The sequence below is a fragment of the Spirillospora sp. NPDC048911 genome, assembly GCF_043198015.1.
In the GTDB taxonomy this organism is placed as follows: Bacteria; Actinomycetota; Actinomycetes; order Streptosporangiales; family Streptosporangiaceae; genus Spirillospora.
Genome location: NZ_JBICUD010000004.1, coordinates 46,624 through 70,990, shown reverse-complemented (window position 1 = coordinate 70,990; position 24,367 = coordinate 46,624). Strand labels below are relative to the sequence as shown.

General features: G+C 70.9%; 21 protein-coding genes and 1 pseudogene. 8 read left to right on the top strand and 14 right to left on the bottom strand.

Annotated elements, in window-relative coordinates; translation table 11 throughout:
* Positions 1 to 106: 106 nt before the first annotated feature.
* Together ACGFNU_RS18490 and ACGFNU_RS18485 are read right to left on the bottom strand one after the other, a co-directional pair.
* Positions 107 to 1,981 (bottom strand): methyltransferase domain-containing protein, encoded by a 1,875-nt coding sequence (locus ACGFNU_RS18490; protein WP_392595046.1) that lies wholly within the window; start codon positions 1,979 to 1,981, stop codon positions 107 to 109.
* A gap of 396 nt (positions 1,982 to 2,377) precedes the next feature.
* The gene (locus ACGFNU_RS18485) at positions 2,378 to 4,240 is read right to left on the bottom strand and encodes a cellulase family glycosylhydrolase (RefSeq protein ID WP_392595044.1); all 1,863 of its coding nucleotides are present in this window, start codon (positions 4,238 to 4,240) and stop codon (positions 2,378 to 2,380) included.
* A gap of 101 nt (positions 4,241 to 4,341) precedes the next feature.
* Here ACGFNU_RS18485 and ACGFNU_RS18480 point away from each other — a divergent pair, with 101 nt between their 5' ends.
* The gene (locus tag ACGFNU_RS18480) at positions 4,342 to 4,986 is read left to right on the top strand and encodes a TetR/AcrR family transcriptional regulator (RefSeq protein ID WP_392595042.1); all 645 of its coding nucleotides are present in this window, start codon (positions 4,342 to 4,344) and stop codon (positions 4,984 to 4,986) included.
* Positions 4,987 to 5,001: 15 nt separating this feature from the next.
* On the opposite strand, the gene ACGFNU_RS18475 is transcribed toward ACGFNU_RS18480, so the two are convergent.
* Positions 5,002 to 5,919 carry an oxidoreductase gene (locus ACGFNU_RS18475; protein ID WP_392595040.1) on the bottom strand — a complete coding sequence of 306 codons (918 nt, stop codon included), beginning with the start codon at positions 5,917 to 5,919 and terminating at the stop codon, positions 5,002 to 5,004.
* Between the two features lie 80 nt (positions 5,920 to 5,999).
* On the opposite strand from ACGFNU_RS18475, the gene ACGFNU_RS18470 reads away from it, so the two are divergent.
* Positions 6,000 to 6,599, top strand: coding sequence for a TetR/AcrR family transcriptional regulator (locus ACGFNU_RS18470; RefSeq protein WP_392595038.1), 600 nt, complete (start codon positions 6,000 to 6,002; stop codon positions 6,597 to 6,599).
* A 46-nt stretch (positions 6,600 to 6,645) separates the two neighbouring features.
* Here ACGFNU_RS18470 and ACGFNU_RS18465 read toward each other — a convergent pair whose 3' ends face one another.
* The 3 genes from ACGFNU_RS18465 to ACGFNU_RS18455 all read right to left on the bottom strand — a co-directional run bounded on the left by ACGFNU_RS18465 (position 6,646) and on the right by ACGFNU_RS18455 (position 10,102).
* Positions 6,646 to 8,940 carry a sensor histidine kinase gene (locus ACGFNU_RS18465; protein WP_392595036.1) on the bottom strand — a complete coding sequence of 765 codons (2,295 nt, stop codon included), beginning with the start codon at positions 8,938 to 8,940 and terminating at the stop codon, positions 6,646 to 6,648.
* Between the two features lie 95 nt (positions 8,941 to 9,035).
* A complete protein-coding gene (locus tag ACGFNU_RS18460; RefSeq protein ID WP_392595034.1) occupies positions 9,036 to 9,656 on the bottom strand; it encodes a hypothetical protein in 621 nt (206 codons plus the stop codon).
* On the bottom strand, positions 9,653 to 10,102 hold the full coding sequence (locus tag ACGFNU_RS18455) for a hypothetical protein (RefSeq protein ID WP_392595032.1): 450 nt from the start codon (positions 10,100 to 10,102) through the stop codon (positions 9,653 to 9,655). Before ACGFNU_RS18455 ends, ACGFNU_RS18460 begins: the two co-directional genes overlap by 4 nt.
* 140 nt (positions 10,103 to 10,242) lie before the next feature.
* Between ACGFNU_RS18455 and ACGFNU_RS18450 the strand changes: the two genes are divergently transcribed.
* On the top strand, positions 10,243 to 10,848 hold the full coding sequence (locus ACGFNU_RS18450; protein ID WP_392595030.1) for a DNA-binding response regulator: 606 nt from the start codon (positions 10,243 to 10,245) through the stop codon (positions 10,846 to 10,848).
* 18 nt (positions 10,849 to 10,866) lie between these two features.
* Here ACGFNU_RS18450 and ACGFNU_RS18445 read toward each other — a convergent pair whose 3' ends face one another.
* On the bottom strand, positions 10,867 to 12,846 hold the full coding sequence (locus tag ACGFNU_RS18445; protein WP_392595028.1) for a right-handed parallel beta-helix repeat-containing protein: 1,980 nt from the start codon (positions 12,844 to 12,846) through the stop codon (positions 10,867 to 10,869).
* A gap of 196 nt (positions 12,847 to 13,042) precedes the next feature.
* Entirely contained in the window at positions 13,043 to 13,522 is a 480-nt protein-coding gene (locus ACGFNU_RS18440; RefSeq protein WP_392595026.1) for a MarR family winged helix-turn-helix transcriptional regulator, read from the bottom strand.
* 66 nt (positions 13,523 to 13,588) lie between these two features.
* On the opposite strand from ACGFNU_RS18440, the gene ACGFNU_RS18435 reads away from it, so the two are divergent.
* The 4 genes and pseudogenes from ACGFNU_RS18435 (at position 13,589) to ACGFNU_RS18420 (ending at position 16,244) form a co-directional block, all read left to right on the top strand.
* Complete coding sequence (locus ACGFNU_RS18435; protein ID WP_392595025.1) at positions 13,589 to 15,040, top strand: MFS transporter; 1,452 nt, start codon at positions 13,589 to 13,591, stop codon at positions 15,038 to 15,040.
* Between the two features lie 55 nt (positions 15,041 to 15,095).
* Positions 15,096 to 15,560 (top strand): annotated as a pseudogene (locus ACGFNU_RS18430) (Scr1 family TA system antitoxin-like transcriptional regulator); the annotation flags it as partial.
* Between the two features lie 25 nt (positions 15,561 to 15,585).
* The gene (locus tag ACGFNU_RS18425; RefSeq protein WP_392596515.1) at positions 15,586 to 15,843 is read left to right on the top strand and encodes a hypothetical protein; all 258 of its coding nucleotides are present in this window, start codon (positions 15,586 to 15,588) and stop codon (positions 15,841 to 15,843) included.
* Positions 15,844 to 16,016: 173 nt separating this feature from the next.
* Positions 16,017 to 16,244, top strand: coding sequence for a hypothetical protein (locus ACGFNU_RS18420; RefSeq protein WP_392595023.1), 228 nt, complete (start codon positions 16,017 to 16,019; stop codon positions 16,242 to 16,244).
* Here the strand turns inward: ACGFNU_RS18420 and ACGFNU_RS18415 are convergent.
* Positions 16,232 to 17,275: a zinc-dependent alcohol dehydrogenase family protein gene (locus ACGFNU_RS18415; protein WP_392595021.1), complete on the bottom strand. Its 1,044-nt coding sequence runs from the start codon at positions 17,273 to 17,275 to the stop codon at positions 16,232 to 16,234. The genes ACGFNU_RS18420 and ACGFNU_RS18415 overlap by 13 nt on opposite strands.
* Positions 17,276 to 17,303: 28 nt before the next feature.
* Positions 17,304 to 18,527, bottom strand: coding sequence for an MFS transporter (locus ACGFNU_RS18410; protein WP_392595019.1), 1,224 nt, complete (start codon positions 18,525 to 18,527; stop codon positions 17,304 to 17,306).
* A 211-nt stretch (positions 18,528 to 18,738) separates the two neighbouring features.
* Between ACGFNU_RS18410 and ACGFNU_RS18405 the strand changes: the two genes are divergently transcribed.
* Positions 18,739 to 19,299 carry an AAA family ATPase gene (locus tag ACGFNU_RS18405; protein WP_392595017.1) on the top strand — a complete coding sequence of 187 codons (561 nt, stop codon included), beginning with the start codon at positions 18,739 to 18,741 and terminating at the stop codon, positions 19,297 to 19,299.
* Here the strand turns inward: ACGFNU_RS18405 and ACGFNU_RS18400 are convergent.
* The 4 genes from ACGFNU_RS18400 to ACGFNU_RS18385 all read right to left on the bottom strand — a co-directional run bounded on the left by ACGFNU_RS18400 (position 19,280) and on the right by ACGFNU_RS18385 (position 24,327).
* A complete protein-coding gene (locus tag ACGFNU_RS18400) occupies positions 19,280 to 20,368 on the bottom strand; it encodes a hypothetical protein (RefSeq protein ID WP_392595016.1) in 1,089 nt (362 codons plus the stop codon). The genes ACGFNU_RS18405 and ACGFNU_RS18400 overlap by 20 nt on opposite strands.
* 240 nt (positions 20,369 to 20,608) lie before the next feature.
* Positions 20,609 to 21,565: a winged helix-turn-helix transcriptional regulator gene (locus tag ACGFNU_RS18395; RefSeq protein WP_392596460.1), complete on the bottom strand. Its 957-nt coding sequence runs from the start codon at positions 21,563 to 21,565 to the stop codon at positions 20,609 to 20,611.
* A gap of 28 nt (positions 21,566 to 21,593) precedes the next feature.
* On the bottom strand, positions 21,594 to 23,114 hold the full coding sequence (locus tag ACGFNU_RS18390; protein ID WP_392595015.1) for a carotenoid oxygenase family protein: 1,521 nt from the start codon (positions 23,112 to 23,114) through the stop codon (positions 21,594 to 21,596).
* Positions 23,104 to 24,327 (bottom strand): acetyl-CoA acetyltransferase, encoded by a 1,224-nt coding sequence (locus ACGFNU_RS18385; protein WP_392595013.1) that lies wholly within the window; start codon positions 24,325 to 24,327, stop codon positions 23,104 to 23,106. The genes ACGFNU_RS18390 and ACGFNU_RS18385 overlap by 11 nt, the downstream gene beginning before the upstream one ends.
* Between the last annotated feature and the right edge of the window lie 40 nt (positions 24,328 to 24,367).

The following is a 24,367-nucleotide window of genomic DNA, read 5'->3' as shown; positions in this document are numbered from 1 at the left end:
CCCCCGGTCTTGACTGGTCCCCCGATCTCCGTGAACCGGCCCCCAGGGTCTGCTCCCGCTCGGCGTTTTCCTAGCGAGCCTCAGACAAGGCCGGAGCGGCGACTCATCAGCCGGCACGCAAAGCGGATGCCGTCGCGTCCTGGTCTCCCTCGGCGGGCACCCGCCGGGCCAGCACCCGGTAGGTGTTGGACCGCGGCCCGCGCTTGATCAGCGGCGCCAGCAACTGGTCCGCGGAGGCGCCCACGAACATGGCGGGTCCCGCGGCCAGGTAGACGCCGGCCCGCAGGGCGCGCCGCAACCGGGGGTGCCGCTCCGTCCGCCACGGCTTGGCGGGATCGGGGACGAGCCGGTGCGCCAGCATCATCACGATCATGAGGAAGTCCACCGGCTGGTGCGCCGGTCCGCGCTCGACGGCGACGGTCTCCAGGCCGCGGTCCGCCAGGGCGTCGACGAGATTGCCCAGCGGGACGAAGTTCAGGTGCTGCGGCTGGAACCAGGCGTGCCACCAGCGCCCGGCGACGCGGCCGACGATCCATTCCGGGTCGGGGACCTCGATGAGCAGGTGCCCGCCCGGCGCCAGCACCGTGGCGGCCGCGTCCAGCTCCGCGTACGGGTCGACGGTGTGCTCCAGGTAGTGGTGCATGCTGACCACGTCGTACGCGCCGGCCAGCTTGTCGGCCAGGTCGGGGAAGAAGCCCAGGTGACCGCCGTCGATCCAGCCGCGCTCCTCGGCCTCCTTGATGCTCACGCTCATGTCGAGGGCGTCGAAGCGCGTCTGCGGCCAGACGTCGCGGGCGGCGTTGCAGAAATGACCGTGACCGCCGCCGACGTCCAGCCACGCCTCGGGCTCGGTGTGGCCGCGGACCATCCGGGCCCGGTCCCGGTAGTGCGGGGCCGCCAGCCGGAATCCGCGCTCGACCTCCGGGCCGCCGGGCCCGTCGTAGAAGTCGCGGTAGTGGAACTCCAGGCCGGCCGAGCTCAGCCGGGGGTTCTGGAAGACGTGCCCGCAGTCGCGGCACTTGTCGAGGATGAAGACGCCGGGGCGGTGATGCTGGTGGTCGCCGCTGGTGACGAGCCGGCGCAGGTCCGTGCCGCCGCACCACGGGCAGTCCGTGCGGCGCGGCTCGACGAAGGTGTCGGCCTTCTCCGCCAGCTCGGCCGCGTACTGGCGGCGGAGGCGGGGCATCTCGGGGTCGGGCTCCTCGCGCTGGGCGGCGACCCGGACCCAGCGGACCAGCGCCGTCACCGGGCGCAGGAGCGAGAACCCGGCCAGGTCGTGCGGGCGGAGCGGGGTACCGGCCGTCGCGAGGACCGGCTGCGCGCAGGTGGCGACGAGCACCGCCGCCGCGGCCGCGGCGTCACCCTTGCGGCGGCTCGCGAGCGCCCAGGCGACGCCCGTGCTCAGCACGGCCAGCCCGAGGAGGTTGCCGGACAGATACTCGGGCAGGTCGCTCGGCCAGCGGCCGCGCAGGATCGTGCGGCGCTCCGCGGCCGAGCAGCCGACCGGAGCGATCCGCCCGGCCACGGCCAAGTCGGTGCCGACGGGCGCGTAGGTCTTGAGCCGGACGGCGAGCTCCTCCATCTCGGCCGCGTCCAGGCCGGCGAACCGGGTGATCTTGGCGCGCTCCGCGACGTCCGCGGTCACGAGCATCGCGTGCCCGCCGCCGACGCCGCGCGCGAGCCGGGCCGCGCGGTAGGTGTCGGGCTCCACGCGCCGGGCGAGTTCCAGGGCGCGCGCGCAGTCGAGACCGGCGGGGACGAGGTCCAGCACGTCCAGCCGCTGGCCGGTGGCGTACGTGCTGGCCGCCCGGCGCGTCTCCTCGTCGAGCACGACCCCGGCGGCGGTGACGAAGCAGTGCTCGTCGGCGACGGGACCGCCGGAGGACGGCAGCGGCCGTAGTCTGGCCGCCCGCGTTCTTCGCCAGACGGCATCGGCGCCAAGACCGAACGCAGTGGCCAGCAGAATCGATCGAAGTCGCATCAGGACCCCTTCGCAACGGGAGCGGAAATCTGTCGGATCCCAAGATCTGCATGCGATGATCGATGACTCTCACCGCTACCGGACACGTCCCCGCCGCCAAATTCCGCCCGGCCGACACTCACCTGGCTGAGTAGTCGAAGGGCATAAGTATCCGGGCAGCCTGGAACATCACTCACCGAAACACGAGCGGATTAAGCAATTCCTACAAAGCGCAGCCGAGTGAGCGCTCCCCGTATTTATGACTACTGCCGGTCAGCCAATATCCACGGCCAGCCACCTTCGAGCCGAATTCACCGTTCCCCACGCGGGCGGACCGGGGAATTCGCGCGCGGAAAGGACCATACGCCAACAAAGAAGTCGTTCACAACAATTCCCGCGATCTTCCCTCCGCCGCGGTCAGGAGGCGGGGAACTTCTGGGTCAGCCAGGCGGTGAGCTGGGTGCGGGCCGCGGTGAGCTGGGCCGGGGTGGGCGCGGTCCCGGTGCCGGTGTTGACCACGAGCGCGACGTGGACGCCCGAGGAGGCGGGGGCGGTGAGCCTCAGCCGCTTCGCCGTGGTGGAGCCGGGTTCGGGCACCGCCGCGACGGCACCGGAGCCGGGCACGCCCGTCACGGTGGAGAGATCGCTGACGATCGTGGTGGCGGCCGGGACGAAGGACTGCGGGAGGTGCAGTTCGGTGGGGGCGGCAGAGGATCCGCTCCGCCAGACCAGCACGCCGTACTGGCGGTTCTGCACCAACGCGGAGAGGTCCGGCATCGAGGAAGGGGCGATCAGCCAGGGCTGCTGGTTGCCCGAGCCTCCGTAACCGGAACGGGCCAGATCCTCGTAGGCGAACGCAAGTGTGTCGCCGCTGACGCCCGAGGGGTAGAGGCGGTCGAGGACACGCTGGTCGAGACGCAGTTTGACGTTGCCCGCGTCATCGGTGGCGACGACGGAGTGATCCTCGTCGTTCCAGGCGTCGCCCTCGGTCTTGACCTTGCTGGGGTTGCCGTTCATCAGCTCGTGATGGCGCCCGCTGTAGGTGTCCCAGTGCCACTGGGTGGAGGACAGGACGTCGCCGCCGGACGCGGGCGTGCTCCACCAGTTCTTGCCGGCCACACCGGCGTCCATCGACTGGTACATGGAGCGGATCATCCAGGGCGTCCGGTCGCTCCCGCCGCCCGACAGCTTGTGCCCGAACTCCGAGACGAACGGGGCGGTCCCCAGCGACGCGGACCGCTGCCGGATCTCGTTCATGGCCGCGGCGTAGGTGCCGTCGGTGGCGGGCGAGGGGTCGATCGCGATGCGCGCGCCGTCGTAGTAGTGGCTGTTGAAGACCATCCGCCCACCGAGCTGACCGACCGTGGTCATGCCGCCCTCTTCGAAGAATCCGGTGTTCCAGAAGACGAGGGGCTCGACGAACGCGGGCTTGGACGTCCAGCCCGCGCGGTCCATCGCGGCGCGGAAGCGCTGGTAGAAGGGCATCAGGTAGGTCTTCTCCCAGTCGACGCCCTTCTTGCCGTCCAGCCCTCCGTCGAACGGCTCGTTGAACGGGTCCATGCCGATGACCGAGTCGAACGACTCGCGCGGCAGCTTCTGCTTGAGATAGGCCATCGTCGCCTCAGCCTGCTGCAGATAGGCGCTCTGCACTCCGACCTGCCCGGCCGGCGTCGTCAGAGCGCGGTCGCGCCAGAAGTCGTACATGGCCTGGCGCACCGCGCCGTTCGTCTGCATGTTCTGGCCCCACAGGATGCAGATCCCGCAGGACTCCTTGGGGTAGCCGCCGGCCTGGATCACCCATTTGGGCGCGCCGTCGCCGGTGTACCAGCTTCCCTGGTTGAACAGGTGGGCCGAGTAGAGGTCCTGGTGGTAGTCCAGAAGGACGTTGATGCCGCGGTCGGTGAAGACCTTGATCTGGGCGATGGCCTTGTCGAGGTAGCCGTAGTCGATGCGGTCGGGAGCGGGCTGGACGCCCTCCCAGCTGATGAGGAACCGGACCACGTTCGCGCCGGTCAAGTCGCGCATCGCCTGGGCGGACTTGACGGCGTCGGCGGTGCTGCGGAAGGGCAGCAGGCCGTTCTCGTAGAGCTTGGTGCTGCCCGAGACGTTGAAGCCCCGCATCGTGACTTCCCGGCCCTGGGCGTCACGGAGAACCCAGCCCTGCTGCTTGGGCGAGACGACGACGTCCGCGCGAGCGGGTGCCGGAGCGGCGACGAGGGCCGACGCGGCGAGCGAGGCCGCCGCGACGGTTCGGAGCAGGCGGCCAGAGAGTCCGGTCATGGGGGTGGGGCCTCTCGTCCAGAACGCAAGAATCTTCTTGCATCAAGGGGGTCCTCAGTATGCAAGAACCCTCTTGCACTGGCAATGGCTACTTTTCTCGGGTGGCATCCCCTACGCGCCCCACGCGCGAGCGCATCCTCGACGCGACCCTGGCACTGGTGCAGGAACGCGGTTTCGGCGGCACCACGGTCACCGACATCGAGGAGCTCGCCGGCCTCTCCCCCGGCAGCGGCAGCTTCTACCGCCACTTCCGCTCCAAGGAGGAGGCGGTGCGCGAGGTCTACGAACGCGAGCTCGACCGTGCGCGGCGGCACCGCGAGTCGTTCGAGCGCGGTCCCGTCGACGACCCGCCGCAGGCCCTCACCCGCCGCCTCGTCCAGCAACTGGCCTACATGGAGAAGATCGGGCCGCTGATCACGCTGCTGGCGCGCGAGCACGGCAGGTTCCCCGACCTGGAGGCCAAGATCGGCCGATCCCTCCTCGACCAGGGCATCGTCGAGGAGGCCGACCATCTGACCCGCGACCTCTCCGGCAGCCCCGCCCACGGCGATCCCCGCGCGCTCCTGACCGTCGTCATCTCGGCCATCACCGGCTATCACCTGGCCAAGACGTTCTTCGGCAACTCCCCCGGTGACGTCACGCCCGAACGTTTCGCCGCCACCCTGGCCGACCTGATCATCACCGCCCCCGCCGACCCTCCCGGGTCTCCGGCGGAGCCGGGCAATTCCGGCGACGACACGCCGTGACGCGGCCGGGTGCCCTCAGGCCCCGGCCACCGCGGGCAGTTTGGGGAAGGCGACCCCGGTCATCTCCTCGGAGACGGTCCAGAGGCGCCGGGCGGTGACGGGGTCGCTGGCCGCCGCCGAACGGCTGACCATGGCGGGGGCGCCGCGCATCTCGCCCCGGCCGTCCGGGCCGATGTAGCTGGCGCCGGGCAGGTCCTCGACGGCCGCGTAGAGGGTGGGAAGCGCCCCGGCCCGGTTGTCCTGGGCTATGAACCTGTTGCCGACCCGCATGAGACCGCGTCGCACGACGTTGGCGTCGTGCCCCTGGAGGCCCGTCGCGGCCCATCCGGGATGCGCGGCCAGGGCGCGGACGGGCGAGCCCGCTTCGGTGAGCCGCCGCTGCAGCTCCAGCGTGAACAGCAGGTTGGCCAGCTTGGACTGGCTGTAGGCCTTGATCGGGCCGTAGTCGCCGGTCAGGTTGAGGTCCTCGAAGTGGATCCGGGGGCTGCCCGGCATCCGGTGCGCGCCGGACGACACGGTCACGACGCGGTCGGTGATCCGCGGCAGCAGCAGGTTGGTCAGGGCGAAGTGGCCCAGGTGATTGGTGCCGAACTGCATCTCGAAGCCGTCCTTGGTGGTGGCCTGCGGGATGTTCATGACACCGGCGTTGTTGACGAGCAGGTCCAGGTCCCCGTGCCAGCCGGCGGCGAACTCGCGGACGGAGGCGAGGTCGGCCAGATCGAGCCGGCGCACCTCCACGCTCCCCCGCACGGTCGCGGCGGCGGCCTCGCCGCGCTCGAGATCCCGGACGGCGAGCACCACATGGGTGCCCGCCCCGGCGAGCGCCTCGACGGTGGCGATGCCGAGTCCGCTGTTGGCGCCGGTCACGACGGCGGTACGGCCGGTCTGGTCGGGGATGTCCTTGACGTTCCACTTGCCTGAGGTCGTGGTCATGGCCCCAATGTAGGCAACGACAACAATGATGTCAATGACAACAATGTTGGCGGCGACCACATCCGGCTACACTGGCGGTCATGCCGACCCGCCCGCGCCGTTACCACCACGGAGACCTCCGCGCCGCGCTGCTGACCCGCGCCGAGGAGACGCTCCGCGAGAAGGGGCCGGCCGCCCTGTCGCTCCGCGAGCTCGCCCGCGACCTTGGCGTCAGCCACGCCGCGCCGAGCCGCCACTTCAAGGACAAGCAGGCCCTGCTGGACGCCCTGGCGCTGGCGGGCTTCGAGCGGCTCGGCGAGATCATGGCCGCGTCCCGGGAGGGGACCGGCGAGTCGTTCGCCGAACGGCTGGACGTCATGGCCCGGGCCTACGTGGGGTTCGCCACGGCCAACGCCGCGCTGCTCGACCTGATGTACTCGATCAAGCACGATCCGGCGGCGTCGGAGCCGCTGAGCGCCGCCGCCCAGCGCTGGGCCGAGCAGCTCGTCGAGCTGATCGCCGAAGGGCAGCGCCGCGGTGAGGTGCGGGAGGGGCCGCTGGAACGCGTCAGCCTGCCGGTCTTCACGACCTTGCACGGCTACGCCGATCTGGCGGTGAGCGGCATGCTGCCGCCGGAGGTGACCGAGAACGGGCTGGACGACGTGATCGCGCACATCCTGCGAGGTTCCGCGCCGGACTAGCCTCCCGGCAGGCGGGCGGATTCAGCCTCCCGGGAAGGCGGGCGGATCAGCCTCCCGGAAGGCGGGCGTGCAGCCCGAAACGGCCGTCGCCCTCGAATCCCGCGGTGAGCACCCCGCCGAGCGCGGCGACCCTGTCGGACATGTTGCGGATGCCGCTGCCCCCGTGATCATCCTGGGGAGACCCGGCCGCCCCGTCGTTGACGATGCTCAGGCTCACCGCGTCGCCGTCCGTGCGGACCGCGATGTCGCAGCGCTCCCCCTTGCTGTGCCGCAGCACGTTGGTGGCGCCCTCGCGCAGCACCATGGAGAGCACGGTGCCGGCCTCGGGGGTCAGAGCGCCGCCGTCCAGCTCCATGCGCACGTCCATGCGCACGTCCATGCGCACGTCCAGGCCCGCGGTGGCCAGCAGCGCCTCCACGGTCGCGCATTCCTCCGCGAGCGACATCTCGTGATCGCCGCCGGCCACCGACCGGACGTCCGCCAAGGCGTGCCGGGAGGTCTCCAGCATCTCCGCCAGGACGGTGCGGGCCCGGGCCGCGTCCCTGGGGATCAGCCGGTAGGCCAGCTCGCTCTTCAGCGTGATCGCCGAGAGGGTCAGCCCGAGCAGGTCGTGCAGGTCCTGCGCGAACCGCAGCCGCGTCTCGGCCAGCGCGGCCGCCGCCAGCTCCCGCCGCGCGGCGCGCAGCTGGCGCACCGAGCGCGCCATCCAGGTCAGGCCGTAGGTGATCAGCCCGAGATCCATGGTGAGCAGGACGTTCAGGCCGAAGTCCTGGGGGGTGCCGCCGGATCCGATCGTCCAGATCCAGGCGACGGACGCCACGACCGCGGCGAACACGCTCCAGCCGAGGACGGGCCGCAGCACCAGCAACGCGCTGCCGGCGAGGAATCCCGGCAGCCCCACCCACGCCAACGGGAGCTGAAGCCACGGCAGGTACACGAGAAGGGCCAGCAACACCAGCAGGAGATGCCCCCTCGACGAGCGCAGCCGGGCCTCTGGGCGGCTGAAGTACGCCAGTTGCAGGACCAGTGCCGCGAGCAGGAACGAGGTGCCCAGCGCGATGTCCCAGAACTCTCTGGTCGCGTAGAACAGGCGGATCACCGCCTGGAGGAAGAGCCCGCAGAAGACCGCCACGACGAGCCCGCCGGCGAACCTGGTCGCGACGTTCGGGATGGACTCCGCGGGCTCGTCAGCTGCCTCGGCCTCGCGTTCCTGGCCCCGTGCGGTCACCGGAAGGGTGACGTGCAGGCGGAACCGCCCGTCGGCGTCCGCCCCGGCGGTGAGCTCGCCCGCCATCCTCGACACCGTCGCCGAGAGGCGGGCGAAGCCTTCCTCCTCGTGCGCCGGCGCGCCGCCGGCCGCGTCGTTGAGGATGTCGACCGAGACCGAGTCGCCCTGCCGCCGCAGGACGATCTCGCAGCGCGCCACCTCCCGGTGCCGCAGCACGTAGGCGGCGCCCTCGCGCAGGACGGTGGTGAGCATGGCCATCGTGGCCGCCGGCACCTCGCGGAGGTCGAGATCCACCCGCAGTTCGACATCGGACGCGGCGAGCATCGACGTGAGCGTCCCGGACTCGTGGTCGAGCGACGTTCCCCGGTAGAGGAGGGCGATCGACCGCACGTCGGCCAGCGCGCGCCGGGCGACGCCCAGGATCTCCGAGAGCTCCCGCGTGGCCCGCTCGGGGCTCGTCCGCACGAGCCGGAGGGTGAGTTCCCCCTTCAACGCGATCGCCGACAGGCTCAACCCGAGCAGGTCGTGCAGATCCCGGGCGAACCGCAACCGCTCGTGCGCGACGGCCGTCTCCGCCAGCTCGTCGCGTGCCTCGTGCAGAGCGGTGACGAGCCGCGCCAGCCGAGTCAGGCCGTAGACGAAAAGGCCTGCCGTCGGCGTGTTCACGAGGATGTAGACGGTATCGAGCCACACGCCGTTGACGAGGAACTGCGTCACTCCCGTGCCCACCGAGATGCCGGCGAACGCGGGCCAGGCCAATCGTGGTGGGAGCACCAGCAGCACGGTGCCCGCCAGGAACGATGGCAGGCTGACCCAGGACTGCCCGAACACGGCCAGCGGAAGGTAGACCAGGCAAGCCTGCACCGCGAGCATCCAATAGGACCGCGCCGAATGCAGACGTGTGCTCGGACGGCCGAAGTAGAAGTACTGCAGGCCTAACAGCCCGGCCATGAAAGCGACGGCGAGCGCGATCTCACCGGAGCTCTCCGCCGCGTCCACCACGAACAGCAGTGCGACCCCGGCGAAGCCGCAGAACACCACGGCGACGATCGCCCTGGCCAGCGTCAGGGCGATCATCGCTCCGCGATCGTCCCGGTCGCCGGCCGGGAACATCACGCCCGCCTCGCCATCGCCGCCCGTTCAGGATCGAACGTCAATTCCTGTCGGGCTCGAATTGTAGGCGTGCCCAGGGACCCTGGGCAGGGGGTTCAGGATCGGACGGCGATGACCACCATGGCGACGGCGAGCAGCGTGTCGATGACGAAGCAGAACTCCGCCAGCGAGCGCGCCACGACCTTGCCCGTCCGGTGGTGCCAGACGTCCCAGGCCGCATGGCCGAGCAGCCCCGCGGCCACCAGATAGCCGCCGATCTCGTCACCGGCGAACAGCGAGACCGCCGCGATGGCGCCGGCCCCGGCCATCGCGAGGGTCTGGAGCGGCAGCCCATCGAGCGGCAGACCGTCGGCCGGACGCGTCGCGCCCCGCAGCAGGCCGTAGCCGACGAAGACGCCCGCCAGGCCGAGCAGAATCCAGGTCGCGTCGATGCCCACGCCCAGGTCCGGAGTGGCGGCGACGATGACGAAGGCCCCCAGGAACACCGGCCATGTCGCCGAGCGCCGTCCCAGGGCGGCGGCGCCCAGGTACACCAGGCCGGAGGCGGTCAGGATCGGGGCCAGGTCGGCGGCGGACATGTCGTACGCGGTGAAAGCGGCCATGGCGATCCCGGCCACGACCGGCCACCGCCGGAGCAGCGAGCCCACGCGCGTACGGGCCGGTGTGGCCGGCGGAGCGTCGGTCCAGGCGGCGTGGCCGGATGTCGTGGTGGTCATGCGAGCTCTCCTTGAGTCGGGTTCGTTCCGCCGTACTCGCCGCGGCGCCGGAGCATGACGAGGTACATCAGCGGGAGCATCAGCACGTGCTCCAGGACCATGAAGGTGTCGCCGGAGACGGCGCCCAGCCACAGCAGCGGGAACAGCGCGATGGCGGGGGCGAACATCACCCCGGTCATCTCCAGGGTGCCGGGCCAGCCGTGACCGCGGTACCGCATCCAGGCGACCATTCCGACGGACATGTCGAAGGCCATCTCCAGCGCCACCAGTTCCGGATGCCGCGACGGGAACTCCAGGCCCATCACCGCCAGGACGCCGCGCACCGCCGCGCCGACCACCACCATCCCCACCAGCATCGCGACGACCATTTCCAGGTAATGGCGGAGGAACGCCCACCGGCCGTGTCCTTGGACGGCGCCGACCTGGGCTTCGTTCGTTGGCTGCATGGTGCCGAGTGTCGTCTCACCTGGGCGGACGCGACCAGTGCCGGAAGCGCGAACCCGCGGTGGAATGCGCACGGTCTCCGATGTGCATTCTGCATATTCACCGGTGTTAGGTTGATGGCTGATCACGCCGGGAGGAACAGATGATCCGGGTCCTGATCGCCGAGGACATGCGCATCCTCCGCGACACCCTCGTCGCCCTGCTGGACCTGGAAGAGGACTTCGAGATCGTCGCCGCGCTCGCCGACGGCGACGGCATCGTGCCGGCCGCGCTCCGGCACCGCCCCGACGTCGCCGTCCTCGACATCGATCTCCCGGGCACCGACGGGCTCACCGCCGCCGCGCGACTGCACGAGCGACTGCCGGAATGCCGCACGCTGATCCTCACCGGCCTGGGCAGGCCGGGCACGCTCCGCCGCGCCCTCGCCGCGCACGTGTCGGGCTTCCTGCTCAAGGACGCGCCGTCCCAGGAACTGATCGACGCGGTCCGGCGGGTGGCCGCCGGAGACCGCGTGATCGACCCGAAGCTGGCGCTGGCCGCGCTCGAGACCGCTGACAACCCGCTCTCGCCCCGGGAGGCCGAGGCCCTCAAACGCCATGCGGCCGGGGCCTCGGCCAACGAGATCGCCGCCGAGATGTACTTGTCCTACGGCACCGTACGCAACTACCTGGCGTCGGCCGTCACCAAGCTTGGCGCGCGCAACCGGGTGGACGCCGCACGCATCGCCGACGAGGCGGGCTGGCTGTAGCCGAACCCGGCCGCCCGCTCAGGGCGTGTGAAGCAGGTGCCGGAAGGGCGGCAGCAGCCCGGCATTGCGCACAATCGCCGCGCAGGCTGGATTGCCGGCGCAGGCCTGGCCCGGGTTGGACGGGGTCAGCAGCGTGTTGCGTTCGAACGTCAGCTTCCGGGGGTCGCCGCAGCCCTCCTCCGGGTTCTGCTCGTCGGCGGGCGGCCAGGCCCCGGGATAGTCCCGGCGCTTCAGCCATTCCGGTACGGCGTCGTCCCAGAAGTTGCCGCGGTACCGCACGTTCTGCACGGGCCGGTTGCCCCACTCCTCGCTGCAGCCGCCGATGGAGGCCACGTAGCCGTAGACGACGTTGCGGTCGACGGTGAACCAGTTGGAACTGTCGTCGGTGTAGATCCCGACGTTCCATTCAGGAGTGAACTTGCTGTCGGTGACCGCGTTGCCGCTGACGACGGCGCCGTTCGCGAAGGACGTGCCCTGCTCGCCGCGCAGGTAGATCCCGCCGCCATCGGCCAGGAGCCGGTTGGTGCGGAAGACGCGGTTGTCGACGATGCGGTGGCCGCGCGTGATGCCCCGCAGGTCCTCGCTGGGCCCGGACAGGATGCCGCTGTACGGCACGTCGTTGACCTGGTTGTGCGCGATGGTCGTGTCCTGGGTGGCGGTGTCCCAGATGGCGGACGACGCGCGGTAGTCCGCTCCGGTGCCGTGGATCCAGTTGTTGGTGAGCTGGTTGCCGCGGTTGGTCCCCGTCATGTCCGGCACGGTCACGCCGATGAGGATGCCGCCGTCGGAGATGTCGGTGATGACGTTGCCGTTGACGACGTTGTACGAACTGTTCTTGGAGAACTCCAGGGCTTGGGCGCCCAGGTGGACGAAGCGGTTGCCCTCGACGGTGATCCGTTCGGCCGTGCGGAAGGCGACGTTGCCCGGCACGGTCAGCATCGTGGCGTCCTCGCCCTTTCGCGGCCGCATGTACATGCTCCAGGCGGCGGCGAATCCGGCGGGCCGGCTGGGCTCCGGCCAGCCCGCGTGAGCGAACGTCAGCCCCTTGAACGCGACGTCGCGCAGTGGGCGGCCCGGCCGGCCCGTGCCGCTCACGAGGGTCTCCAGGACGGGAGCGATCACCTCGACGCGGCGCATGTCCTCCCCCGGTCGCGGCCGGTAGAGCAGCGCGTGCCGGCCAGGCCGCGTACGGTCGAGATACCAGCCGCCGGGCTTGCGCTCGAAGGCGGTGGAGTTCTCCACCGCGAACCAGTCCTTGAGCGAGTCCGCGCCGTAGAGATCTTGTGCCATCTTCCAGCAGGGCTGATCCATGGTGATCGTGGTCCGCCTGGAATCGCTGGAGATCCCGGCCACGCCGCACCGGCCTTCGAGGTAGCCGAATCTGTAGATGAACTCGATGTCGCGGGGCCTGCTCCAGGTTTTCGGGATGGCGCTCGTGGTGGTGTAGCCGGTCTTGGTCATCTTCAGCTTGCCGGCGAGACCCGAGTTGCCGCGGACGAATCGCGACGCTCGCTTGTCATCGACGTAGAGCTGGCGGGTTTCGAGGCCGCCGACGTCCGCGCGCCAGAACCCCTTCAGTTTCTCGTCGGGCCGCCATCCGGTGATCTGCCGTCCACCGCTGACGGTCACCTTCTCCTGGCGAGGCGTCCCGTACCCGTACGCCTGGTAGATCACCCGATGGCCGTGACGCCCCGAGTCGCCCGCGGCCTCGGTCAGCTTGAGCGGAGCGTTCAGCCGGTAGGTCCCGGCGCGGAGGTTCACGACGATGTCCGACGCCATCCGTGCCGTGCGTTCCCGTACGGCCTTCTGCGCGCGGGCCGGTGTGGCGAAGGGCTGCTTGATCGTGCCCGGCCAGGTGTCCTTGCCCCATGGCGCGACGTACAACTGCTCGGGGCCGGCCTGTGCCGAAGCCGGCACCGGCATCATCCCTGCGGCCCCTCCGATCACCAGCGGCGCCACCACGCCCGCCGCCGCCGCACGCTTACCAAAGATTCCCATTCCGCCTCCCGGCCGGGTCGATGGACCTCGCCTCAACCCTGCGCACGGGCGGGCCGGGTGCGCGTCGGCCGATCGTCGACCGTGTGCTCATCCTTAGGTCGCGCGATCACTAGACCTCGGATGGACGCGTCGAGCCGGTCGCCGGATTCGCCGGCGCCGGGCGGCTCGGCGGGCTTGGCCCGGCTTTCCCGCGGGCCTAGGAGCGCGGCCAGGGACGTCCGCTGCGACGTTCGATGCTGGTGTTGAAACGCCTGAGATACGACGCGAAGGCGGTGATGTCTTCGTCGGGCCAGTCGGACATGATGTCGTCCAGGGCCTCGATGAAGGTCTCGCGCGCCTCGTCGAGCTCGCGTTCGCCCTTGTCGGTGACGCGGAACTTGCGGGCGATCCCGCCGTCGGGGTCGGGGATGCGTTCGAGCAGGCCGGCGCGCATCGCCGCCGCGGTCTGCCGCGTCAGCGTGGAGAAGTCGAGCGCGAGCGCGTGGCTCAGCTCACCGACCGCCATCGGCCCCTGGGCGCGCAGCCGGCTGAGCAGGACGTAGGCGCTGCGGTCCAGCGCTCCGGTCCGGTGGCGCCCGATCTGGTAGCGGCTGAGCAGCATCTGCTCGTACTCGATCTCATCGGTGGGCCTGCCCACGTACGCCTCCTGCCGGTACCGGTACCTCCATTCTCCCACCTTTGCATCGTACAAGTTATGTGTAGACTGCAAACGATTTGTACGATGCAAGTCGGAGGAGTCTCCATGGAAGTCCCCCAGCCCACCGCCCGCGCGGGCGGCGTGGTCGCCACGCTGGCCCTGGCGGGCACCACAGCGGCGATCATGCAGACGCTGGTCACCCCGCTCATCGCGGATCTGCCGCGGATCCTGCACACCACCTCCGCCAACGCCGCCTGGGTGATCACCGTCACGCTGCTGGTGGCGGGCGTCTGCGTGCCGGTGGTCGGCCGCCTGGGCGACCTGGTGGGCAAGCGCCGGATGCTGCTGGCGTGCTCGGTGCCGCTGGTGGCGGGCTCGATCGTGTGCGCGCTGTCGTCCTCGGTCATCCCGATGATCGTCGGGCGCGGGCTGCAGGGGATGGGCATGGGCATGGTCCCGCTCGGCATCGCCCTGCTGCGCGACGTGGTGCCGCAGGAGAAGCTCAGCTCGTCCATCGCGCTGGTCAGTGCGTCCATGGGCATCGGCGGCGGGCTCGGCCTGCCGATCGCCTCCGCGGTCGCCGAGTACGCCAGCTGGCGCGTGCTGTTCTGGGGCTCGGCGATCCTGGCCGCGGCGATCGCGGTGATGATCTGGGCCCTGATCCCGAACGTGCCGGCCAGCGCCAAGGGTCAGCGCTTCGACGCGCCCGGCGCGATCGGCCTGGCCATCGGGCTGGTCAGCCTCCTGCTCGCCGTGTCCAAGGGCGCCGACTGGGGCTGGTCGTCGGCCACCACGATCGCCCTCTTCGCCACCGCCGTGATCGCGCTCGTGGCCTGGGCCTGCTGGGAGCTGCGCACCCGCGAGCCCATCGTCGACCTGCGCACCACGGCCCGCCCCCGCGTGCTGCTGACCAACCTCGCCTCGATCTTCGTCGGCTTCGGCATGTACGCGTCGATGCTGATCGTGCCGCAGCTGCTGCAGTACCCGACGGCGACCGGCTACGGCCTGGGCCAGTCGATGCTCGCGGCCGGCCTCTGGATGGCCCCCGGCGGCATCATGATGATGATCGTCTCCCCGCTCGGCGGCAAGCTCACCAACGCCCGCGGCCCCAAGGTCACCCTGATCAGCGGCATCCTCGTCCTGGCCGCGGGCTACGGCGCCTCCCTCGCCCTGATGGGCTCGGCCTGGGGCCTCATGCTCGCCCTGATGATCATCAACAGCGGCGTCGGCCTGGCCTACGGCGCGATGCCCGCCCTGATCATGGGCTCCGTCCCCCTCTCGGAGACCGCCGCCGCCAACGGCTTCAACACCCTCATGCGCTCGATCGGCACCTCGGTCGGCGCCGCGGTGATCGGCGTGGTGCTCTCCCAGCTGACCCTGACCATGGGCGGCCACACCCTCACCTCCGAGGACGGCTTCCGCACCGGCCTCATGCTGGGCGCCGGCATAGCCCTCCTCGCCGCCCTGATAGCCGCCGCAATCCCCAAAGCCCGCCCCACCCCCACCCCCGACGCGTCCTCCGCTCCCGCCAGAATCCCCACCACCCAAGAAAACTAAATGCCGGTGCGGTGGGGGCTGGGGTGGTGGAGTCGGGGGGCTCGGGAGGTGGTTTGTGGGCGGTGATCTTGCCTTGGGGGGTGGGCCGGTGTTGTCGCGGGTGACGTTGGGGCTTCGGCTTCGGCGTCATCGGGAGGCGTGCGGTCTTTCGCAGGAGAAGGCGGCTTCTGTCGTTCGGGCCGCGGTCGGGGAGTTGGAGGTTGGCCGGACCGCTGTCGACCTGCGGCAGGTGATCGAGCTGTGCGACCTGTACGGGGTGCGCGACCATGTGGAGCGCACGACGTTGCTCGGGCTGGCGCGGGAGTCCGATACGCCTGGCTGGTGGGAGCCCTATGGGGTTCCTTCATGGTTCGAGCAGTTCCTCGGTCTGGAGCAGGCCGCGCGCGTGATGCGGGGTTACGAGGTCCAGTTCATACCGGCGCTGCTGCAGACCGAGGAATACGCGCGTGAACTCGTTGGGGATGACGAGTTGCGGCTGGAGCTTCGGATGCGGCGTGGGCGGATCTTGCACCGGGATGATCCCCCGCATCTGTGGGTGGTCATCGATGAGGCGGCCCTGCGGCGTCCCGTCGCAGGACGCGTTGGCTTTGCTGACCGACGCCGCCGCCACCGGTCATGTCGAGGCGCTGGCGTTGCTGCAGGCCAGTCCGCGAGATTTGGACAGGTCATTGACTGTCCGCCATGCTCATGAGCTGGCCAGGGCCGCGCACGACGCCGGTTTCGCCGGGGCCTCGCTGGCCTTCTACGAGTGCGTCGCGCGATTCACGGTGGCCGCGCACTTCACGGAGTCCCCCCAGGTCTGAGCGCGTGCGTCGGCTGGACGTCCGGCGGTCGCGGGCCGTTCTGCCGCGTTCTTTTCGGCTCCGCGGCGTTCCGATGGCCGGGTTTCTCCGGTTTGCAAAGGGGCGAGGAGCATCGTTGTTCTCGCAGGCTCAGGTTCCGCCATGCCCCCGCTAGAACGAGAGAAGCCGCCGACATGCAGGTGCCGTCCCCCCTCGCGCACGGAGGCGTCCCGCCGTGTCCGGCGTCCTGGGACCGGCAGGCGCTCCATGGTCCGCGCTCGGCCGACGAGGCCGTCCTCGCCATCGCCCTCACCCTGCGATGGATGCTGAGCACCGGACGCCGGCTCCACGAGTGGCCGCAACCGCACGAGCTGGGCGGCGAGAACCTCATCGAGTTCTGGGCCGATGATCACATCGGGTGACGGGGTGGGACGATCATCGTCACGCCCGGGGTGTTCATCGCGGCCAGGGCCGCGGGGGCGTCACCGAGGCCGATGGTCCGGCTCACCAGCAGGTCCGGCCGGAGGGTGCCCGCCCGCACCATCGCCATCATCGGGCCGTAGGCGTGGGCGGCCATGCCGTGGCTGCCCAGGATCTCCAGCTCGTGGGCGATGACCAGCTCCATCGGGAGATCGGCGCGCCCGGCGGCCGTCGGGAGCAGGCCCACCTGGACGTGCCGGCCGCGGCGGCGGAGACCGGCGATCGACGCGCGTGCCGTCGCCGGGCTGCCCAGGGCGTCCAGCGAGACCTGTACACCACCCTCGCTGATGTCACGGACGGCTGTGGCGGCGTCCGTTTCGGACGCGTCCACGGTGGCGACGGCACCGAGGCGGGAGGCCAGGTCGAGCGAGGCCGCCGAGACGTCCACCGCGATGACCCGGGCGCCGGCGGCCGCCGCGATCATCACCGCGGACAGGCCGACGCCGCCGCAGCCGTGGACGGCGACCCACTCCCCCGGCGCGACGCGGCCCTGGGCGACGACCGCGCGGAACGCCGTGGCGAACCGGCATCCGAGGCCCGCCGCCGTCGTGAACGCCATCTCGTCCGGCATACCGACGAGGTTGACGTCGGCGTTCTCGATCACGACGTACTCGGCGAACGAGCCCCAGTGCGTGAATCCGGGCTGCGTCTGGTTCTCGCAGACCTGCTGATCGCCGTTCAGGCACGACCGGCAGCGTCCGCACGCGCACACGAACGGCACGGTCACGCGGGCGCCGGGCTTCCAGCCGGTGACGCCCGGCCCCAGCTCGGCCACGGTCCCGGCGAGCTCGTGCCCGGGCACGTGCGGGAAGACCGTGATGTCCGCGTCGTGGCCCTGCCAGCCGTGCCAGTCGCTGCGGCACAGGCCGGTCGCCTCGACGCGGATCACCACCCCGCCGGACGGGGCCACCGGGTCGGGCGCCTCGCGGACCTCGAGGGGCGCGCCGAACGCCTCGTACATCACGGCCTGCATCGACCCTCCTCAGGTGATCGATCAGAGCCTATTCGGCCGTCGGCCGCGAGGTTCCGCGCAGGGCCACGGCGGTGGCGAGCGTGGCCAGCAGACCGCCCGTTCCGGCGGCGATGAGGGCGGTGCGCGGGCTGGTGAGGTCGAGCAGCAGGCCGCCGCCCAGATAGGAGAGCGCGGCGGCGACGCCGATGGCGCCGTAGAGGGAGCCGAAGACGCGGCCGAGCAGCTGGGCGGGGACGTTGCGCTGGATCAGGGTGTTGGAGGCGACGTCCATCGCGGCGAGGCCGATGCCGCGGGTGGCCTGGACGGCGAAGGCGGCGCCGACCGCCCAGGCGAAGCCGGTGAGCAGGTTGCCCGCGCTGCTGATCGCGAATCCCGCCAGGAGGAGGACGGGCAGCGCCAGACGGGGGCGGGCGAGCAGGGCGTAGCCCGCGAAGAGGCCGATCCCGACGGCGGCGAGGAGCAGCCCGACGGCGGCGTCGCCGCCGTGCAGGGTGTCCTTGGCCAGGAAGACCAGCGCGACGTCGTCGATCCCGTTGCAGGCGACGACGGCGATGAAGCCGAGGCCGACGGCGCGCAGCAGCGGCGTGGTCACGATGTACCGGAGGCCGGTGATCGTGTCGTTCAGGACCGTCGACGGCTCGTCCGCGACGGGCGGCCGCGCGGCGGGCAGGAACGCCAGGAGGACGGCCGACAGCAGGAAGCTCGCCGCGTCGATCAGCAGGACGCCGCGCACGTCGAGCAGGGGCAGCAGCACCGCGGCGAGCAGGGGCCCGAGCGCCTCGCCACCGTTCGTGCCGAAGCCGATGGCCGCGTTCGCCCCTTCAAGATCACGGTCGCGGACGAGGGCGGGCACGACGGCCCGTGACGCGGGCTGGAAGACCTGCCCCGCGATCGACCGCAGCCCAACCAGGACGAGGATCACCGGCAGCGGGAACGCCGTGACGCCGAGCGCGATCGCCGCGATCAGGGCGGCCTGCGCCAGCTCGCAGACGATCATGACCCGGCGCAGCTCGAACCGGTCGGCGACCACGCCGGTCAGCGGGCCGAGCAGCGCGGGCGCGAAGTCGCCGACGAGGAGCAGGAGCGCGACGGCCAAGGCCTGGCCCGTGGTGTCCGCCACGTACACCATCAGGGCCACGAGGCTGAGCGAGTCGCCGAGGAAGGAGATCGCGCGGGCGGTCCACAGCCGGCGGAACGGGGGGACGGTGCGGAGGAGACGCACCGCGCCCATGCCGTCGTTCTCAGTGACCATGAACGGCAGTTTTCCGCATGATGAGACGCCCTTGTCCGTGATCTCCGATACGGTGGCCCATCCCCCGCCGGAACCACCGGCGCCGGGTGTTCGTTGTTCTGACCACCGCCGATCTCGGGGACCGAGACCAGGAGAGACAATCCGCGAACTCAACGAAAGGGCCACCACCGCCGCGCAGGTCACCGAGCTGCGCTATCCGGCCGGATCGCTGGTGCTCGTCGCCGGGCTGCCCGGCGCGGGAAAGAGCACCCTGCTCGACCGGCTGTACGGCCTGCGCGGCGACGAGACCCTGCCCGTGGTCTCCGGCGACGCACGAGTGATCGACTCACGGCAGTCCCGCAACTGGTGGGCGCGCTTCCTGGCCCCCGTGCCGCAGCGGGCCCGCGTCCCGATCGTGCATGCCAGCCACGTCTGGCGCATCGCCCGGGCGATGCGCCAGGGCCACGCCGTCGTCGCCCACACCCGCGGCACCTGGCCGCACATCCTGCGCGGCTTCGCCTGGCTGGCGCGGCGGCGCGACGCCGAGGTGCACCTGATCCTGCTCGACGTGGACGCGCGGACGGCGCGCCGCGGCCAGCACGCCCGGGGCAGGGTCGTGACGACCACGGCCTTCGCGCGGCACGTCCGGCGCTGGCGGCCGCTGATGGAGCGCGCCCGCGAGGGGCACCTCCCGCCGGCCGACGGCGTCACGGTGCTCGACCGCGCCGCCGCCGACCGCCTGAAGGCCATCGCGTTCGACGAGAGGGCCGGGGCTACGCCGCGAGCGCGCTGAACCAGCGGACCGCCCGCGCGGTGCCCGCCACGTTGGCTCCCAGGTGACGGGAGCCGCCGTAGGCGTGGTCGCCGAGGTCCACGACCGGCACGTCCACGCCGCGCCTGCTCAGCGCGATCCGGCAGTGGCCGGTGTTGAGCGTGCCGGCCTGCTCGTCCCTGCTCACCTTGTAGAGCCGGATCGGGACGCGCGGCGTCCAGGCCTCGCACACCTCTCCGTCCACGGTCAGCGCCCGCGCGAACGAGCCGCCCGGCTTGCGCAGCAGCTCGAACCCGCGCGGGGTGAGCAGCTCGTCGATCGTGTCGGGCAGGCCCTTCAGCATCTCCTGGCCGGGGGTGGTGCCGTCGAAGAGCTTCTCGACCCTGCTCGCGTACGGCTCCTGGAAGACCTCGGCGGGCGTCTTGTAAAGGCCGTGCTGGCGGTTCCAGGAGGTGAGGAGGTACGAGGTGTAGGCAACTGTCATCTTCGGGTGCAGTTCACGGCGGAGCATGGCGGGGATCTGCGCGCCCTTGAAGTCGTACGCGCCCGCGATGGGAGCGACCGCCCGCACCCGGAACCATGGGTCCTGGCCCTCCTGGAGCGCCCGCGCGAGCCCCAGCGCGGCCGAGGCGCCCTGAGAGAATCCCGTGGTGAACACCTGGCGTTCCAGCGTCCGGCCCGTGCGCGGCGCGAACTGCTTGGCGGCGCGCAACATGTCCAGCGAAGCGGTCGTCTCGGACGGGACGTCCTTCCACGGGTGCACACCGGGCCCGAGCCCGAGGCCGAGGTAGTCGGGCACGACGGCGGCGAAACCGGCGGCCGCGAAGGTCACGCCGGGCGCCTGGCCCCAGACCTCCGGATCCGTGGAGGGCGCGTCGGGCTTGTAGCTCGCGGTGCCGTGCGTGTACGAAACGGTGCGCAGCCGCCGGGCGTCGTTGCGCGGCAGCACGAGGAGGCCGCTGGCGGTCGTCGGCCGGTTGCGGGTGTCAACGGTGCGGTAGATCAACCTGAACGTGTCCACTCCATGACGGACGGCTTTCGCGTCGAATCCGTCGCTGGCCAGCCAAGCGCGCGTCCCCTGGGCCGTCATGCCCCGGAGGTATTCGGCGGAGACAAGCTCTCCCCTCGCGGGGGCGGCAGCTTGACGACCGGGGGAATCGGAAGCGGCGGCCACTGCGCCGCCCGCGAGCGCGGCACCGGTGGAGGCGATCAATGCGGTTGCGGTGAAACGTGTCATCGGGTGGGCCATGCCGGTCCCTCTCAAGGTCGTGTCGATGTGCCTCAAGCGTGTTGCGCGGCACACCGGACCCGCATCGCCCGCCCTGGTTATCTAGCTCGTGCTACTTGAGAGCGAGGATTCCTCGACCACCACGACGTCCTTCTCGATCAGCGTCTCCCCGCACCGGTCGCAGACCAGCCGCGGCTCGAAGCCCGCCCCGCACGCGCGATGCACCGACACCAGCGCGGGCCCGTCGGGCGCGTGGAACCACCGCTGTCCCCAGCCGATCGCCGTCATCACGACCGGGAAGAACGCGCGGCCCTTGTCGGTGAGGCGGTAGGCGTTCCAGTCGGCGCGGTCGGCGCTGGGCTCGCCGACGAGCACGCCGAGACCGACGAACGTACGGAGCCGGTCGGCGACCATCGCCGGCGGCGCTCCCATGATCTGCTGGAACTCCCCGAAGCGACGCGCGCCCAGGAACGCCGCGCCGAGGAGCATCACCGACCAGCGGTTGCCGAGCAGGGCCATCGTCTCGGGGAACAGCCCGGCCCCTCCCCCCGCCCCGGACGCCGCCGACCGGCGCCGGGTGGCGGCGGCGGGTATGGAACGCCCGTCTCCGCCGCTGGGGCCGAGCGTGCTCCGCACGTCGCGCGGCTGGACGGTCTCGCCGCAGGCGGCGCAGGCGAGTCTCGGCTCCATGTGGCCGCCGCACGCGCGGTGCCGCATCCACGGGAGACTCTCGGTGTGGCCGGGCACCCAGCGGTACTCCCACGCCCAGATGGCCACCAGAATGGGCCACACCTCGCGGCCCCGGGGCGTGAGGCGGTACTCGTACCTCGTCGGCCTCGTCTGGTACGCGTCGCGCGCTAGCAGCCCCATGCGGGTGAGCAGGGCGAGCCGTGCCGACAGGACCGAGTCGGAGATGGCCAGCCGCTCGCGCCAGCCGGCGTAGCGGCGCACCCCCTGATGGGCGTACCGGAGGATGAGCAGCGTCCACTCGTCCCCGATGAGGCCCATGGTGACGCCGATGGCGTTCTCGCCGCCGGCACCGAGCCGGGTCGGCGTCACCTCGTCCAAACGTCGGCCTTCCTGAGCCTCAGAGCCCGATCGCGTCCGGCGCCTCGCGCGCGTCCCGGTCGCGCCAGCCCGGCAGCGCCGAGCCGGGCGCCCACGCCGAATGGGTGCCGCTGGAGATCCGCTCCGGCAGCCGGACGCGGGCCACCGGCCCGTCGGTCAGCCGCGCCGCGTCGAACACCAGGCATTCGGAACGATCGGTGTTCATGTCCGTCGTCAGTGTAATCAGATAGCCGTCGTCTTCCGCGCTGCCGCCCGACCTTGGCGCCATCGCGGTTTCGCTGCCGTAGACACCCTCGGGCAGCGCGAAGCGTTCCTCCGTACCTGCGATGAGGTCGTGCTTGACGATGCCGTCGAACAGGAACCAGCTCGGCTTCTGGGTGGTGGCGTAGGTATAGCGGTACGAACGGCCCCCACGGCTCGGATTGATCATCCCGAACTCGGTGCAGCGCTCGCTGAGCCGCTCCTCCTTCGCCTGCCCCGTCGCCAGGTTGAGCCGCCATCTGTGCAGATGGGTCTGCATGCGTTCCAGGGCGAGGAACCGGAACATCCGCTGGTAGACGCCCTCGCCCTTCGGGTCCAGCGGCTCTGGGCAGCCCTGGAAGAAGCCGTCCAGGATGATCTCGTCGCCGTCCTCGTACGCGTTCACGAAATGCAGCACGTACGTGGGATCGGCCTCGAACCACCGGATCTGCGAGCTGTCTCCCCGGCGCGGGATCACTCCGAACCGGCTCGGTATGTCCTTGTGGAACCGCGAGGCGTACTTGCCCCGGGCGAGCAGCTCCGGCTCCCAGAACAGCGGGAAGTCGTTGAGAATCGCGTAGTTCTCGGTGAACGCCATGTCGTGCGGGAGGCGCGCCCCCGGCAACGGGACGTCCACGTAATGCGCCAGCCGATCATCAGCGTCCACCACCCCGTACCGCAGGTAGGGCGCCTCGGTCGCATAGCTGAAGAAGAGCAGCTCACCGGTGTGGTCGTCGGTCTTGGTGTGCGCGGACACGCCCCAGCCGGATGGAAAACCCCCGCCCCATGTCGCCTTGCCCATCGTCTCCAGCGTGAGGGGGTCGAGTCTGTAGAGGTCGCCGCACTGCCAGAAGCTGCTCAACGCCACTCCGTTGTGCACGACGACATCCGTGCTGGAAGCGTCTTTCATCCGCGTACGCGCGCCCCAGCCGTCGCTGCGCTTGGAAAGCGCGGGCCGGTCTGCGATGCCCGCCCACAACGACTCGCCCGCCTCCTGCTCCGCGACGAACCCGTCCGTGCGCACGAACCGGTTGCGATAGAACGCCTTGCCGTCGCGGAACCCCACGACATGCACCATGCCGTCGCCGTCGAACGGGTGGTAGAGCCTGATCGCCGGATGGACGGGGTTCTCGGTGTTGCGCAGGTAGACCCCGTCCAGATCAGCCGGGATCTCGCCCACGACTTCCAGATCGTCGGCACGCCACTCGGTGGTCTGCGGCCGCCAGGGCCCGGTGCGGTACGGGTGGTCGTCGTCCTCCGGAAGGGTCGACAAGGCACGGCCCACGACCTCAACGTCCATCGGTGCCCTCCTCCACGACCAGCGACACGGTGGTCGTCGTACTGCCGCCAATGTTGAGCGTGCCGAACCGGCGCGCCCCCTCGACCTGGTAGTCCCCCGCCTGCCCGGTCACCTGCCGACTCGCGTCGAGCAGCATGCGGACGCCGGTCGCGCCCACCGGATGACCGCCCCCGATGAGGCCGCCGCCGGGGTTGACGGGGATGCGCCCGCCGATCTCCAGCTCGCCGTTCTCGACGGCCTTCCAGCTCTCGCCGGGCCCGGTGACGCCGAAGTGGTCGATGGCCATGTACTCCGACATCGAGAAGCAGTCGTGCGTCTCGATCCCGTCCAGCTCGTCCACGCCGCCGATCCCGGCCCGCCCGAACGCGTCGAGGACCGCCTGCCGCACGTGCGGCAGCACGTAGGCGTCTCCCGCACTCCGCTCGATCTTCCGCCGGAGCGGCAGCCCCACGGTCCGGTGCCCCCACCCGGAAATCCTCGCCACCCTCCGCTTCTCCGGATGAGCCTGAAGCCACCGATCCGAGACGAGCACCACGCCCGCGCCCCCGTCGGTCATCTGGCTGCAGTCCTGGCGCCGCACGCGCCGCTCGACCAGCGGGTTGGCCTCGTCATCGGCGGTGAAGCTCGCCGCGGTGAACGTCCAGCCGCGCGTCTGGGCGTTGGGATTGGCACGCGCGTTCCGGACGTTCAGCTCGGCGATCGCGTGCAAATGCTTGTCATCGAGCCCGTACCGCCGGTCGTACTCGTCGGCCAGCTCGCCGAACATGTAGGGCCACATGAACGTGGCGTCCTGCCCCTCGTGACCCGTCCACGCGGCGGCCCCCAGGTGCTGAGCGGCGACATCACCGGGAACGGTCTTCTCCAGCTCGATGCCCACGACCAAGGCACAGTCGTACCGTCCGGCCTCCAGATCGGCCATGGCCGCGAGAACCGCGATGCCGCCCGAAGCACAGGCCGCCTCATGCCGCGATGAAGGCACTCCCCAGAGCCGTTCCTCCACCGTCGCGGGCATGCCGCCGAGCTGCCCCTGCCCGGTGAACAGCTGGCCGAAGGCGTTCCCGACATGAATGACCTCGACGTCCTCCGGCTCGACCCCGGCGCTGCTCATCGTGCCCGCGACCACCTCGGCCGTGAGATCGGAGAACTCCAGCCCGTCCCGTGCCCAGTTGCGCGCGAAGTCCGTCTGATGACCGCCCAGCACCCAGATGCCCATGTGCGTCACACTACAACTAACAGAGTTACTAGCGAAGGGG